This window comes from Rhizobium sp. F40D2 (genome assembly GCF_051810745.2).
Classification (GTDB): domain Bacteria; phylum Pseudomonadota; class Alphaproteobacteria; order Rhizobiales; family Rhizobiaceae; genus Rhizobium.
The window spans coordinates 2,243,295-2,257,847 of sequence record NZ_CM131436.1; the positions used below are offsets into that span (position 1 = coordinate 2,243,295).

General features: G+C 61.3%; 10 protein-coding genes. 1 reads left to right on the forward strand and 9 read right to left on the reverse strand.

What is annotated here, in order from left to right:
- The first annotated feature begins 30 nt into the window (after positions 1 to 30).
- Complete coding sequence (locus tag ACS4RS_RS10810) at positions 31 to 429, forward strand: VOC family protein (RefSeq protein ID WP_439010962.1); 399 nt, start codon at positions 31 to 33, stop codon at positions 427 to 429.
- 18 nt (positions 430 to 447) lie between these two features.
- Here the strand turns inward: ACS4RS_RS10810 and ACS4RS_RS10815 are convergent, their stop codons facing one another.
- From ACS4RS_RS10815 to ACS4RS_RS10855, 9 genes are all read right to left on the reverse strand, one after another.
- Positions 448 to 933, reverse strand: a complete 486-nt coding sequence (locus ACS4RS_RS10815; RefSeq protein WP_097628795.1) for a MaoC family dehydratase — start codon at positions 931 to 933, stop codon at positions 448 to 450.
- 89 nt (positions 934 to 1,022) lie between these two features.
- Positions 1,023 to 3,002: a glycogen debranching protein GlgX gene (gene glgX / locus ACS4RS_RS10820; protein WP_439010961.1), complete on the reverse strand. Its 1,980-nt coding sequence runs from the start codon at positions 3,000 to 3,002 to the stop codon at positions 1,023 to 1,025.
- Positions 3,003 to 3,014: 12 nt separating this feature from the next.
- The gene (locus ACS4RS_RS10825) at positions 3,015 to 4,646 is read right to left on the reverse strand and encodes an alpha-D-glucose phosphate-specific phosphoglucomutase (RefSeq protein ID WP_439010960.1); all 1,632 of its coding nucleotides are present in this window, start codon (positions 4,644 to 4,646) and stop codon (positions 3,015 to 3,017) included.
- A 6-nt stretch (positions 4,647 to 4,652) separates the two neighbouring features.
- Positions 4,653 to 6,095 (reverse strand): glycogen synthase GlgA, encoded by a 1,443-nt coding sequence (gene glgA, locus ACS4RS_RS10830; RefSeq protein WP_439010959.1) that lies wholly within the window; start codon positions 6,093 to 6,095, stop codon positions 4,653 to 4,655.
- Between the two features lie 3 nt (positions 6,096 to 6,098).
- Complete coding sequence (gene glgC / locus ACS4RS_RS10835; RefSeq protein ID WP_003585857.1) at positions 6,099 to 7,361, reverse strand: glucose-1-phosphate adenylyltransferase; 1,263 nt, start codon at positions 7,359 to 7,361, stop codon at positions 6,099 to 6,101.
- Between the two features lie 19 nt (positions 7,362 to 7,380).
- On the reverse strand, positions 7,381 to 9,588 hold the full coding sequence (gene glgB, locus ACS4RS_RS10840) for a 1,4-alpha-glucan branching protein GlgB (RefSeq protein WP_439010958.1): 2,208 nt from the start codon (positions 9,586 to 9,588) through the stop codon (positions 7,381 to 7,383).
- Positions 9,585 to 12,047: a glycogen/starch/alpha-glucan phosphorylase gene (locus ACS4RS_RS10845; protein WP_439010957.1), complete on the reverse strand. Its 2,463-nt coding sequence runs from the start codon at positions 12,045 to 12,047 to the stop codon at positions 9,585 to 9,587. Before ACS4RS_RS10845 ends, glgB begins: the two co-directional genes overlap by 4 nt.
- Before the next feature lie 273 nt (positions 12,048 to 12,320).
- Positions 12,321 to 13,556, reverse strand: a complete 1,236-nt coding sequence (locus ACS4RS_RS10850; RefSeq protein WP_439011852.1) for a pilus assembly protein TadG-related protein — start codon at positions 13,554 to 13,556, stop codon at positions 12,321 to 12,323.
- A 114-nt stretch (positions 13,557 to 13,670) separates the two neighbouring features.
- Complete coding sequence (locus ACS4RS_RS10855; RefSeq protein WP_449313965.1) at positions 13,671 to 14,549, reverse strand: transglutaminase family protein; 879 nt, start codon at positions 14,547 to 14,549, stop codon at positions 13,671 to 13,673.
- Between the last annotated feature and the right edge of the window lie 4 nt (positions 14,550 to 14,553).

Below are 14,553 nucleotides of genomic sequence, written 5' to 3' on the forward strand. Positions count from 1 at the left end.
CCGCGTAAGTCTGATTGCAGGGATAGGTGAATGCTGCATCATGCCTCCCTCGGCGTTTCCGATATCGAACGATCGGCGGCATTTTACGATGCCGCCCTTGCCGCGCTCGGTTATGTCAGGGTCTGGGATGACATCCGGCCGGGGCAGACGGGACAAGCAGTCGGCTACGGCCTTCCCGATGGCGGCGACAAGCTGGCGATCAAACATAGACCGGACGGCCAGCGGCCGGCCGGCCCGGGTTTTCATCTGGCTTTCGCTGCTCCGAGCCGCCAGGCGGTCGATCGATTTCATGCCGCGGCAATCGCCCATGGTGGCGGTGACAATGGTAGTCCAGGCTTACGCCCCCACTACGGCGAACATTATTATGCGGCGTTCGTGATGGATCCGGACGGACACGCACTCGAAGCCGTCTTCAATTCGGCTTTCTAAACAAAAGCGCCGTTCCGTCTACACGTCCTCGGGACGATCCTTCGGGTCGAACTGGATGATGGTGATCCATTTTGCCGTGAGCGCCGGCTTCTTCTCGTTTTCGATCTCGATCGAGACGTCATAGGTGGTCATCAGCATGCCGCCGCCGCGGAAGCGGGCGTCGGAGAGCAGGAAGCGGCCGCGGACGCGGGCGCCGCTTTTCACCGGCGTCATGAAGCGGACGCGATCGAAACCGTAATTGATGCCCATGGTCTGCTCGCGCACTTTCGGCAAGCAGTTGTAGTTCATCGTCGACAGCAGAGACAGCGTCAGGAAGCCATGGGCGATGGTGCCGCCGAAGGGGCTTTCGGCCGCGCGCTGGGGATCGACATGAATGAACTGATGGTCGTCTGTCGCCCCTGCAAAGGCATCGATCATCGTCTGGTCGACGGTGATCCAGTCCGAAAGGCCTGTTTCCATGCCGATCAGTCCCCGGACGTCGGAGAGTGAAATTTCCGTGACCATGAATTCCTCGTGAGATAGGCCGCCAGCCAAAGCCTTATCGTGCATTTATGACGATTGCGACAAGGATTTGCGCAAGCGAGGGGAGGCGGTCACTTTTCAACGAAAAAGGCGACGGAGCGTGGCTCGACGGTGACGCGGGCGCCGGTTTTCTTGGCTCCATCCGGTGTCAATTGACGCCAGCCCGGTTCGATTTCGGACGGGAGTGTGAAAAATTGGCGGTCCCCCGAACGGTTGAAGAGCACGGCAAGCCGGGTCTGCCTGCCGCGCACGGAGCGGTCACCTGTGGAAAGCAGCATGCCGAGGGTGGAAAGCCACGGCGTCTCCCATTCGGAAACGGTCATCGGTTCGCCGGAGAGCGAAATCCATTCGACATCGCCGTTGCCTGACAGAAAGCCTGTTTCGGAAAAGACCGTGAAGCGGCGGCGCAGCCCGGCGACGAAGCCGGTATGGGCGATGAGATCCTCGTTCAACGCCTTCCAGTCGAGCCAGGTGATCTCATTGTCCTGGCAATAGGCGTTGTTGTTGCCATGCTGGCTGCGGCCGCCCTCGTCGCCCGCCGTCAGCATGATGCTGCCGCGGGTGGCAAAGAGTGTCGATATCAGCGCCATCACATCCTCCCGGCGACGCTTGCGGATCGTCGGATAGACGGTCTCCCCCTCGACGCCGTTGTTCCAGGAGTGGTTCTCGTTATGGCCGTCACGATTGTGCTCGCCATTGGCGTCATTGTGCTTGCCGGCATAGGAGACGAGATCGGTCAGCGTGAAGCCGTCATGGGCGGCGAGGAAATTGACGCTGCGCGTCTCTTTGCCGTCGTTGCGGGAGAAGATGTCGGAGGAGCCGGCGAGTGCGGTGGCCAGCGCCCCGGTCTTCCAATCGTCGCCGCGCCAGTAGCAGCGCAGATCGTCACGAAGCCGGTCGTTCCATTCGAGGAAAGGCGGCGGGAAATTGCCGAGTTGGTAACCGCCCGGACCGATATCCCAGGGTTCGGCAATCATGATCCGGTCGGCAAGCACATTGTCGTCGAGGATCGCGGCAAGCGTTCCACCGTCGCGCTCGAAGCCCGTCTCGGTGCGGCCGAGCACCGGGGCGAGATCGAAGCGGAAACCGTCGACGCCGGCGTTGAGCACGAAATGGCGGAGGCTGTCGATGACGAGACGCCGCACCTCGGAATGATCGCAGGCGAGCGTGTTGCCGGTGCCGGTGTCGTTGACGAGTTCGCCCGGCCAATTCCGGGCGTGGCGATAATAATGTAGATTGTCGAGGCCGCGCAGCGACAGCGTCGTGCCGTAACGGTCGCTCTCGCCGGTATGGTTGAAGACGAGATCGAGGATGACGGCGATGCCTTCGGCATGGAGGGCGGCGACTGTCTGGCGCAGCTCCGTCATGCCGCCCGGCGCCAGCCGCGGATCGATCGCCATGAAGGCGACGGGATTGTAGCCCCAGCCGTTGGTGAGGCCGAGCGGCGGCAGGTGGCGTTCGTCGATCCAGGCGGTGATCGGCATCAGTTCGACGGCGTCGACACCGATGCGCTTCAGATGGGCGATGACGGAGGGGTGGGCAAGGGCGGCGATCGTGCCGCGCTGAGCCTCCGGCACGTCCGGATGGAGGATGGTGAAGGGCCGCACCGCCACCTCGTAGATGAAGCCGCCCGGTTTGAAGAGCGGCTTGCGGATTTCGGCGCGCGTGTCGGTGGTGACGATCGCCTTCGGAATCAGATCCTGGCTGTCCTCGCCATAGATGCCGAGGCGGGGATCGTAGCGGAACGGCCTGTCGATCTCCTTGGCATAGGGATCGATCAGCAGCTTGGAGGGATCGTACCAGAGGCCGTTGTCAGGAGCGTAGATACCGTCGGCGCGGTAGCCGTAGCGCGCGCCCGCCTTCAACCCGTCGACAAACAGACGGTGGAATTGATTGCTGTCGCGCGCCATCGGCAGGCGCGCGAATTCCCTGTTGCCATCATCCTCGAAGAGGCAGAGCTCGATCTGTGCGGCGTGATGCGACCACACGGCAAATTCGACGCCGGTCTCGAAGACGATCGCGCCGCTTTGCGCCGAACTCTCTCCCCGCATGTTCCCCCCGGATCAGGTGATCACGGTTGGCGCATCGCGTCCCGTGCGTTCACGAATGCTGGCAATGCTTTCGGCGGCCGCGATCAGATCGGCGAGCGCTTCCTGCGTTTCAATGTTGTGGCGAGTCGAATCCGGCTCGTAGCGCTCGATATAGACACGCAAGGTTGCGCCAGACGTGCCGGTGCCGGACAGGCGAAAGACGACGCGGGAGCCACCGGCAAAGAGCACGCGGACACCCTGATGCTCGCTCACCGACTTGTCGATCGGATCGTGATAAGCGAAGTCGTCGGCCTTTTCGACCTTCAGGCTGCCGAAGTTCTTGCCGGGCAGGGTGGAAAGCTGGCTGCGGAGGTTGTCGACCAGGCCGTTCGCCGCATCGGTGTCGAGGCCTTCGTAGTCATGGCGCGAATAATAGTTGCGGCCATAGGTCTGCCAGTGCTGGGTGACGATATCGGCGACGCTCTCGCCGCGCACGGCAAGGATGTTCAGCCAGAGCAGCACGGCCCAGAGGCCGTCCTTTTCGCGGACATGGCTGGAGCCGGTGCCGGAGCTTTCCTCACCGCAGATCGTCGCCATGCCGGCGTCGAGCAGATTGCCGAAGAATTTCCAGCCGGTCGGTGTTTCGTACATGCCGATGCCGCGCTTTTCGGCGACACGGTCGGCGGCACCCGATGTCGGCATCGAGCGGGCGATGCCGGCCAGGCCGCCAGAATAGCCGGGAGCGAGATTGGCGTTGGCGGCAAGGATTGCCAGGCTGTCGGAAGGGGTGACGAAAATGCCGCGGCCGATAATCAGGTTGCGGTCGCCGTCGCCGTCGGAAGCAGCGCCAAAATCGGGCGCGTCATCGCCCATCATCTCATCGAAGAGTTCTTTGCAGTGAACCGGGTTCGGATCAGGATGATGACCGCCGAAATCCGGCAGCGGCATGAAGTTGCGCACCGAGCCCAGCGGAGCGCCGAGGCGATTTTCGAAGATTTCCTTGGCATAGGGACCGGTGACGGCGCTCATCCCGTCGAAGGCAATGCGGAAACCGAGGCTGATCAGGTTGCGGATGGCGCCGAAATCGAACAGTTCTTCCATCAGCGCCGCATAGTCCTCGACCGGGTCGATGACCGAGAGGATCATGCCGCCCGGCAGTTCGTCCTTGCCGATGCGATCGAGATTGACGTCGGCGAAATCGGCGATCTTGTAGCTGTCGATCGTCTTCGAGCGCGCATACATCGCATCCGTGATCTTTTCCGGCGCCGGGCCGCCATTGTTGATGTTGTATTTGATGCCGAAGTCTTCGGTCGGGCCGCCGGGATTGTGGCTGGCGGAGAGAATGATGCCGCCGAAAGCCTTGTACTTGCGGATGATGTGGGACGCGGCCGGCGTCGACAGGATGCCGCCCTTGCCGACCATGACCTTGCCGAAGCCGTTGGCGGCGGCCATCTTGATCGCCTTCTGGATGACTTCGCGATTGTAGTAGCGTCCGTCGCCGCCGATGACGAGGCACTTGCCCTGATAGCCTTCCAGCGAATCGAAGATCGACTGGATGAAGTTCTCCGCATAGTTCGGCTGCTGGAAGACCGGAACCTTCTTGCGCAGACCCGACGTGCCGGGTTTCTGGTCCAGATAGGGCGTGGTGGGTACGGACTTGTTCATTTTAGTTCACATGCCTTTCGAGACGAGGCTTGAATAGAGGGCAGCGTAGCGTTCGGCGCTCTTCTCCCAGGAGACATCCGATTTCATGCCTTGCTTTTGCAATTGGGTCCAGAGTTTTCGGTCCACGTAAAAATGCATCGCACGGCGGATTGCCTGTAGCATGCCCGTTTCCGTCACGGGTGAGAATTGTATGCCGGTTGCCACTTTCGCCGCAAGTGCGGCGTGATTGGCGTCGATCACCGTGTCGTTCAGCCCGCCGGTGCGGGCGACGATCGGCACGCAGCCGTAACGCAGGCCGTAAAGCTGGGTCAGGCCGCAGGGTTCGAAACGCGACGGGATGATGATGGCATCGCACCCGGCCTGCATCAGGTGCGACATTGGCTCGTTATAGCCGATCGAGACGCCGATGCGGCCGGGATGGCGGCTGGCGGAGGCAAGCAGTGCGCCTTCAAGTGCGGCTTCGCCAGAGCCGAGCACGACAAGCTTGCCGCCCATGGCGACGATTTCGTCGGCGACATTGGCGACGATATCCATGCCCTTCTGCCAGGTGAGACGGCTGATGACGCAGAAGATCGGGGCGTCGTCATTGTCGAGATGGAAGAATTCGGCGATCGAGCGACGGTTCTCCTCGCGGTTCTTCAGCGTCGTCGGGCCATAATGGGTGTGGACGACCGGATCGGTCGCCGGGTTCCAGATATCGGTGTCGATGCCGTTGACGATGCCGTGCAGATTGTCGATGTGGCTGGCGATGACGCCCTCGAGGCCCATGCCGAATTCCGGGGTCAGAATCTCGTCGGCATAGGTCGGGCTGACCGTGGTGATCGCATGGGCGGTCTGCAGGCCGCCTTTGAGGTAGCCGACCGTGCCGTAATATTCGATGCTGTCGGTGGCGAAAGCATGGGCGGGCAGGCGCAGGCCGGGAAAGATCTCGGGGCCGAACTGGCCTTGGAAAGCGATGTTGTGGATGGTCAGCACGCTCGGCAGTTCCGGCGTCGGGTAGTAGCGCATATAGACCGAGGTCAGCGCCGCCTGCCAGTCGTGCGTGTGGACGAGATCCGGCCGCCAGCCGGGCAGCAGGCCGGCGGCGATCTCGGAGGCGGCGAGCGACAGAGCGGCGAAACGCCGCCAATTATCTGGATAGTCCTTGCCGAGCGGATCGACATAGGGGCCGCCCGGCCTGTTGTAATAGGCCGGCGCATCGAGGATGAGCAGATCGAGGCCCTCATGCTGGACCTCAAGCACTGCAGCCGGCTCGCCGAGCAGGTCGGGGAATTCGAGCCTGATGACGGGGTCGCGAATAACCTTCATGACGGCGGGATAGCCGGGCAGAAGGGTCTTGGTCTCGACCCCAAAGGCTTTAAGAGCAATTGGCAGGGCGCCTGACACATCGGCCAGGCCCCCTGTCTTGATCAAAGGGAAGACTTCGGACGAAACCGAAAGAACTTTCATAAGTCAGATATCCAGCTTGTCGATCATCGGTTGGGTGATCAGGCAGATGCCGCTTTCCGTCCGCCGGAAGCGTTTGGCGTCGAGTTTGGGATCCTCGCCGACGACCAGGCCTTCCGGAATGACCACACCATGGTCGATCACCACATTCTTGAGCTGCGCCCGCCGGCCGATCTTGACGTTCGGCAGGATGACCGCGCCTTCCAGTTTGGAGAAGGAGTTGGCCCTGACACCGGTAAAGAGCAGGCTATTGTTGAGGCTGGCGCCGGAGATGATGCAATCGCCGGAGACCACGGAGGAGGTGGCCGAGCCGCGGCGATCCTCGTCGTCATGGACGAATTTCGCCGGCGGGGTGATCTCGGCATAGGTCCAGATCGGCCAGGACTTGTCGTAGATATCGAGCTCCGGAACGATCGCCGTCAGGTCGATATTGGCCTGCCAGTAGGCATCGATCGTACCGACGTCGCGCCAGTAGGGCTCGTGCTCGAAATCGGAGCGGACGCAGGACTTGGCGAAGCGGTGGGCGACCGCCTTACCGTTCTTGACGATATAGGGGATGATGTCCTTGCCGAAGTCGCGGCTGGAGTTCGGGTCGGCAGCGTCGCGGCGCAGCGCATCGAGCAGGAACTTGGTGTGGAAGACGTAGATGCCCATCGACGCGAGCGCGAAATCCGGCTTGTCGGGAATGGGCGGCGGATCGGCCGGCTTCTCGACGAAGGCGATGATCTCGTCCTTCTCATTGACGTGCATGACGCCGAAGCCCACCGCCTCCATGCGCGGCACTTCCAGGCAGCCGATGGTGACGTCGGCGCCGGAATCGACGTGCTGCTGCAGCATCCATTCATAGTCCATCTTGTAGACGTGGTCGCCGGCGAGAATGACCATGTATTCGACACCGTAATCCTCGATGATGTCGATGTTCTGGTAGACGGCGTCGGCAGTGCCTTCATACCACTGCGTTTCCGAGACACGCTGGCTGGCCGGCAGGATGTCGAAGCTCTCGTTGCGCTCAGGGCGGAAGAAGTTCCAGCCGCGCTGCATGTGGCGGATCAGCGAATGCGCCTTGTATTGCGTGGCAACGCCGATGCGGCGGATGCCGGAGTTCAGGGCGTTCGACAGGGCGAAATCGATGATACGGGCCTTGCCGCCGAAATAGACGGCAGGCTTGGCACGCCGGTCGGTGAGTTCCTTGAGGCGGCTTCCCCTGCCGCCGGCCAGAACATAAGCCATTGCATCGCGGGCAAGTGGCTGAACACGCTTTTCTACCATTTTCTCCTCCCACCAGTCACTAATTTTCAGGTTCAAGCATGATTGTCGCCAAGGGCGGCAAGGTGATCGAGCAGGTGATGTCGCCGCCGGCATCGACGGCCTGCACGCGCCCGCCATTGCCCTTGCCGCTGCCGCCGTAGATATCGGCATCGGTGTTCAGGATTTCCCGCCAGCGGCCTGCGGACGGCAGGCGGATCGTATAGTTCTCGCGATAAACAGGGGTGAAATTGGTGATGACGGCGACCGGTTTCTGGCCCGGCGCCTTGCGTAGCCAGGCAAAGACGGAATTCTGGTGGTCGTCGGCGACCAGCCATTCAAAACCTTCGCCCTCGCAGTCACGCTCATGCAGCGCCGGCTTGCTGCGATAGGTGAAGTTGAGGTCGCGCACCAGGCGCCGCATGCCCTCGTGCATGCGATACTGCAGCAGGTTCCAGTCGAGCGACTTCGCCTCGCTCCACTCGCTCCACTGGGCGAATTCCTGGCCCATGAACAGCAGTTTCTTGCCGGGATAGCCCCACATATAGGCGTAGTAGGCGCGCAGATTGGCGAATTTCTGCCAGTCGTCGCCCGGCATCTTGGCGATCAGCGAACCTTTGCCATGGACCACCTCGTCATGCGAGAGCGGCAGGACGAAATTTTCCGAATAGGCGTAGAGCAGGCCGAAGGTGAGTTCGTTGTGATGGTGTCCGCGGTATATCGGATCGCGGCTCATGTAGCTCAGCGTGTCATGCATGAAGCCCATGTTCCACTTGAAGCCGAAGCCGAGACCACCTTCATGCACGGGTTGGGAGACCTTCGGCCAGGAGGTCGATTCCTCGGCGATGGTCATGACGTTGGGATGATTGCCGTAGATGCGGGTGTTGAGATCCTGCAGGAAGCGGACCGCTTCGAGGTTCTCGTTGCCGCCATATTCGTTCGGGATCCATTCGCCGTGCTTGCGGGAATAATCGAGATAGAGCATCGAGGCGACGGCATCGACGCGCAGACCGTCGAGATGGAATTTCTCGGCCCAGTAAAGCGCGTTGTTGACGAGATAGGAAACAACCTCGGTGCGGCCGAAATTGTAGATCGCCGTGCTCCAGTCGGGGTGGAAGCCCTTGCGCGGGTCTTCGTGCTCGTAGAGCGCCGTGCCGTCGAACCAGCCGAGGCCGTGTTCGTCGGTCGGGAAATGCGCCGGCACCCAGTCGAGGATGACGCCGATGCCGACCTTGTGGCAGCCGTTGACGAAACGGGCGAAACCTTCCGGCTCGCCGAACCGGGCGGTCGGTGAGTAGAGGCCTGTCGTCTGGTAGCCCCAGGAGGGGTCATAGGGGTACTCGGTGATCGGCAGGAATTCGATATGGGTAAAGCCCATGTCGGCGCAATAGGGGATCAGGCTGGAGGCGAGCTCGTCCCAGGACAGCATTGTGCCATCGTCCCGGCGCCGCCATGAGGCGGCATGCACCTCGTAGATCGAGATCGGCTGGCGGCGTTTGTCGGTTTCGCGCCAATGCTTCAGATGGGCTTCATCTTCCCACTCCTGTTCCAGATCGGCGGCGGCGATCGAGGCGGTTTTTGGTCGGAGCTCGCTGCGGCGGGCGAAGGGATCGGCCTTCAGCGGCAGCAGCACGCCATCCTGGCCGCGGATCTCGAATTTGTAGGCAACGCCGATCGGCACATCCGGGGCAAAGATTTCCCAGATGCCGCTGTCGGAGCGGAAGCGCATGACGTGGCGGCGGCCGTCCCAATTGTTGAAATCGCCGACGACGGAAACGCGCTGCGCATTCGGGGCCCAGACGGCGAAATGGATGCCCTGGGCGCCGTCATGCTTGATGAGGTGGGCGCCCATCTTGTCGAACAGGCGCAGGTGCGAGCCCTGGCGGGCGAAATAATCGTCCATCGGCCCGAGCACCGGACCGAAGCTGTAGGGGTCGGTGACGGCCCATTCGGCATCGCCGCGCCGGGCGCGGTAACGCACTGGCTGGAGCTTCGTAAGGGAAACCGGGCCGGCGAAAAAGCCGTCGGCATGGAGCTGCTTCAGTTCGCCGATGACGCCGCCGTCGAGCGTCATGGCGGTTACTTCCTCAGCGCCCGGGATGAAACAGCGGGCGACGAAGGCGTCGCCTGCCTGGTGCACCCCCAGGACGGCAAAGGGATTGGAATGCGAGCCGGCAAGGATCGCCGCGATTTCATCTGCCGAAATTTCCCAGGAAAGCTTTACTTCAGGGACGTTTTTCGGCGTTTTCATCCGGCTCTCCAGATTTCGTCTGCATATTGCCTGATCGTACGGTCGGACGAGAACCAGCCCATTCGCGCCGTGTTGTTGATCGTCTTGGTGTACCAGTCGGACTGATTGGTCCAGATCTGATCGACTTCGCGCTGGGCCTGGGCGTAGGCGTCGAAGTCAGCCGCGACCATGAACCAGTCGTGCGAATAGATGCCGTCGATCAGCGAGGTGTAACGGTTGCGGTCATCCGGCGAAAAGACGCCGGAGCCGATGGCGGCGAGCGCCTGGGCGAGTTCGCGCGATCCCTCGATGATGGCGCGGGGATTGTGGCCGTCGCTCCGGACCTTCGAGACTTCATCGGCCTTGAGGCCGAAGATGACGATGTTGTCCTCGCCGACATTGTCGCGCATCTCGACATTGGCGCCATCGAGCGTGCCGATGGTGAGCGCACCGTTGAGGCCGAACTTCATGTTGCCGGTACCTGATGCTTCCATGCCGGCGGTCGAGATCTGTTCGGAGAGGTCGGCGGCCGGAACCATAACTTCGGCGAGCGAGACATTGTAATTCGGCACGAAGACGACCTTCAGCAGGCCGCGCACCGACGGATCGTTGTTGATCGTGCGGGCAACGTCGTTAATCAGCTTGATGATCAGTTTGGCGTTGTAATAACTCGGCGCCGCCTTGCCGGCAAAGAGTTTCACGCGCGGCACCCAGTCGAGCTCGGGATGCGAGCGGATCTGGTCGTAAAGCGCGACGGCCTCGATGATGTTCAAAAGCTGGCGCTTGTATTCGTGAATGCGCTTGATCTGGATGTCGAACATTGCCGACGGGTCGAGCTTCACGCCCATGCGGCTGGCGACGAGGTTGGAGAGCGCCACCTTGTTGGCGCGCTTCACCGCTGCGAACTTCTGCTGGAAGCTCGGATCGGAAGCATGCGCCTCGAGCGGGCGCAGCTTTTCGGCATCATCGAGGAATTCGTCGCCGATCGCCTCGCGGATCAGGCCGGTGAGACCGGGATTGCACTGCTGCAGCCAGCGACGCGGGGTGATGCCGTTGGTCTTGTTGTTGATGCGGTCGGGATAGAGCTTGTGCAGGTCGGCAAAGACCGTGACCTTCATCAGGTCGGTGTGCAGGGCAGAGACGCCGTTGATCGAATGCGAGCCGACGAAAGCAAGATTGCCCATGCGCACGCGGCGGTCGCCGCTTTCATCGATCAGCGAGATCGAGCGGATTTCCCCATCGGAGAAGTTCTTGCCCTTGCGCGCGTCGATCAGAATCTTGGCGTTGATCGCATAGATGATCTGCATGTGGCGCGGCAGCAGACGCTCGAACAGCGGCACCGCCCAGCTTTCCAGCGCTTCCGGCAGAAGCGTGTGATTGGTGTAGGAGAAGGTATGGCGGGTGATTTCCCAGGCCTGGTCGAAATCCATGCCGTGGACGTCACAGAGCAGACGCACGAGTTCGGCCACCGAGACGGCCGGATGGGTGTCGTTCAGCTGGATCGCCACCTTGTCCGGCAGCGAGGTGAAATCGTCATATTGCTGCAGATGGCGGCGCAGGATGTCCTGCAGCGAGGCCGACGAGAAGAAGAACTCCTGGCGCAGGCGCAGTTCCTGGCCGGCCGGGGTCGCATCGGCGGGATAGAGAACCCGGGTCAGGCTTTCGGCCTTGTTGCTTTCGCGCAGCGCTCCGATGTGGTCGCCGGCGTTGAAAGCATCGAGCAGGATTGGATCGATCGGCTGCGCCGACCAGAGGCGCAGCGTGTTGACGCGCTTGCCGCGCCAGCCGACGGCCGGCGTGTCGAAGGCGGCGGCGATGACGCGCTCGGCCGGTTTCCAGACGTAGCGCGGCTGGTCGTCATGGGTGGTGATGAATTCGACGGCGCCGCCGAAGCCGATTTCATAGGCACTCTCGCGGCGCTCGAACTCCCAGGGATTGCCGTGGGCGAGCCAGTTTTCCGGCAGCTCCACCTGCCAGCCGTCGGCCAGCTGCTGGCGGAAGAGGCCGTGCACATAGCGGATGCCGTAGCCGTAAGCGGGCACGTCGACCGTTGCCATGCTCTCCATGAAACAGGCTGCCAGGCGGCCGAGGCCGCCATTGCCGAGCGCGGCATCGGGTTCCAGGCCGGCAATAACGTTGACGTCGACGCCGAGCGAGGAAAGCGCATCGCGCACCTCCTCCATCAGGCCGAGATTCGAGACGGCGTCGCGCATCAGGCGGCCGATCAGGAATTCGAGGGAAAGATAATAGACGCGCTTGGCGCCGGTCGCATAAACCTCGCGGGTAGAGGCCATCCATCTGTCGATGATGCGGTCGCGCACCACCAGGATCGTCGCCGTCAGCCAGTCATGCGGCTTTGCCACCTTGGCATCCTTGCCGATGCGGTAGGTTAGGCGCTCGATGATTTCTTCGGCGAGAATTTCCGGCTTCGAGCTGCGCGGGGCGGGGGAGGGGATAATCGGCTTGGAAACGGTGTTCATTGTCAGGTCTCGCCAATTTTAATTTTGTTTCAGGATGTTATCCCTGATTTAATCAATTTGTCGCTTGTGCCGACGACAGTTTATGCATCGTTACTAAGCACTTGCAACAAAGGATTTGGACAAACGAAAAATTTGCGAAACCTTCATATTCACCGGGCTCAAGGGGATTGATTTCAATCGCTTTTCCCGATCAGATGGGTGGGACAGCGATAACGAAAAGCCGCGCCGGTTTGTTCCGGCGCGGCTTTTCGTTTTCCGTTTACAGGGCCTTTATCAGTTCGTCAGACGTGTCATCTGAGCAGAGGCCTTCGCTCCGATCGCTTTGAACGCGGCGAGCAGGTCTTCCATTTTTTCCGCCTGGAAATAGTGGGAGTCATCGGAGGCGCAATAATGCAGCAGCGTTTGTCCCCCCGCCGGGGCCATGAAGGCGATCGTATAGATCTCGATGCCCTTGGATTTGGCCGTGTCGCATGTTGCCTTGGTCAGCGTATCATATGAACGGCCGCCGCTGCTATCGTCGTTATTGTCGCCGTCCGTCATGAAGACGATGTACTTTTTGGGTGTTTGCCCGGTCTTCAGCTTGTGGGCTGAGTCTTCGGCGTCGTTCCCCGCAGCATTCTTCGCCGTCAGGGACGAATAGGCGGTGCTCATTGCGCCGCTCGAATTCGTGCCGCCATTCGCCTGAAGTGCGTTGACATAGCTGGTGACACCGGTGGTTCCCCAGGCAAGATTGCTCGGAGTGTATTGGTTGATATCATAGGACACGGCGCCAGTGCGCACGTACTCCGCATTGGGATCGGCGCTGTTCAGCTGGCCGAAGAGATTGCCGGCGGCGATCTTAAGCGCCTCGATCTTGGTGTAGTAATTTGTGCGGCTGCCGGTGCATTTGTCGTAAACCCACTTATTATTCTTGCTGTTGTAATGGAGGTTGCAGTCGTAGGTGTACGATTCCGTTGGGTCGTCCGCATTGACGGTCGCGGTAGCCTCTCCCATCGATCCTGATTTATCGAGCGCGAGAAACATCGAGATCGAGCCTTGGGTCTGTGAGTGCCCGCCGACCGTCGTGCCGGAAGTCGAGAGATGCTGCGTCTTGAAGCCGACCGCCTGCATCAGCGGATTGACCGTCAGGTCGTAGCTCGGTGAAACCGTTACCTGGTAGGATGTCGATTTGCCCGATGTGCTTGTCTGCACATTGACGCTCGTCCCGCTCTTGAGATCGACGCCGCTCTGCACGTAATTCGCCATCTGGCCGGCGACAAAATTCTGCGCAAAGGCCTCGGCTTGCGACGTTTGGATCGTGCCATTTGCTAGCGCCGTAGCGGTCGCCAGCGCCGCTGAATCGGCTGCTTCCTGCAACTGCTGCTTCGAGAGCATCATATCCCCGACCTGGATCGCCACGCCGGCAACGCCGAGAAGAACCGGCGCCATAATCGCCGTCATGATACCGAAGTTACCGCCTCGATCGCTGAACATGCGACGCAGGCGGGGACGCAAAAAGGAGGTGCTCATCATGTTCACCCAACTGGAAACCCTGTGAGGTGATTAACGCACGCTGCTTCTTTACGCCTGACTTACGACGTCAATAGGATTTTAACGAATCGGCGGATTTTTCCAGTTTTGGGATTATTTCAGCGGGATTACGTCGACGGCCTGGACGGCGCGCTGGCCGCCATAACTCTTCAACACGCCGATGACGGGAACGACGTCGGAATAGTCGCGGCCATAGGCGACGACGATGTGGTCGGTGCCGGCGGGGATGTTGTTGGTCGGGTCGAGTTCGATCCAGCCGATCGTCTCGCCACACCAGATCCGCACCCAGGCATGCATGGCATCCGCCCCTTCGAGGCGTTCCTTGCCGGGCGGCGGGATGGTGCGCAGGAAACCCGAGACATAGCCGGCCGGGATGCCGAGGCTTCGGAGCCCCAGGATCATGATGTGGGTGAAATCCTGGCAGACGCCGCGCTTCAGCTTGAATGCCTCAAGCGGCGTCGTGTCCACCGTCGTCGCGTCGGCATCATAGGTGAAATCCTTGTGGATGCGGGCACAGATCGCATAGGCGATCTGCATCGCCGTCAGATCAGGCATAGCGCAGCTTCGCGCATAGTCGGCGATTTCACGCGCCTGCGTCAGGCGCGGGCTGTCGCCGAGAAAATGGTGCGGCGAATCCGGGGCCAGCGACCAGACGCCTGACAATTCCTCCGGCAAGTCGGCCAGCAGCGGCGAAAAATCGGCGGTGATCGGCTGGCTTTCCACCTGCACGCGGGCCTGCATGCGAATATCGAGCGTCTCGTGCGGCGCGCGCAGCATGAAGGCGGTGGCGGGATGATCGAAGAAATCGACGAAATGCGACTGCTCGTCCGGCGTCGGCGAAATGGTGATCGAGCCGGCGACCAGGCGCTGCCGGTTGGTCAGCGACAGCGGCATCAGGCGCATGATGTGGCGGGCGCCGGAGGCCGGCACGTCATAACTGTAACCCATGCGCAGCGAAAGATCGTAAAGCATCGCC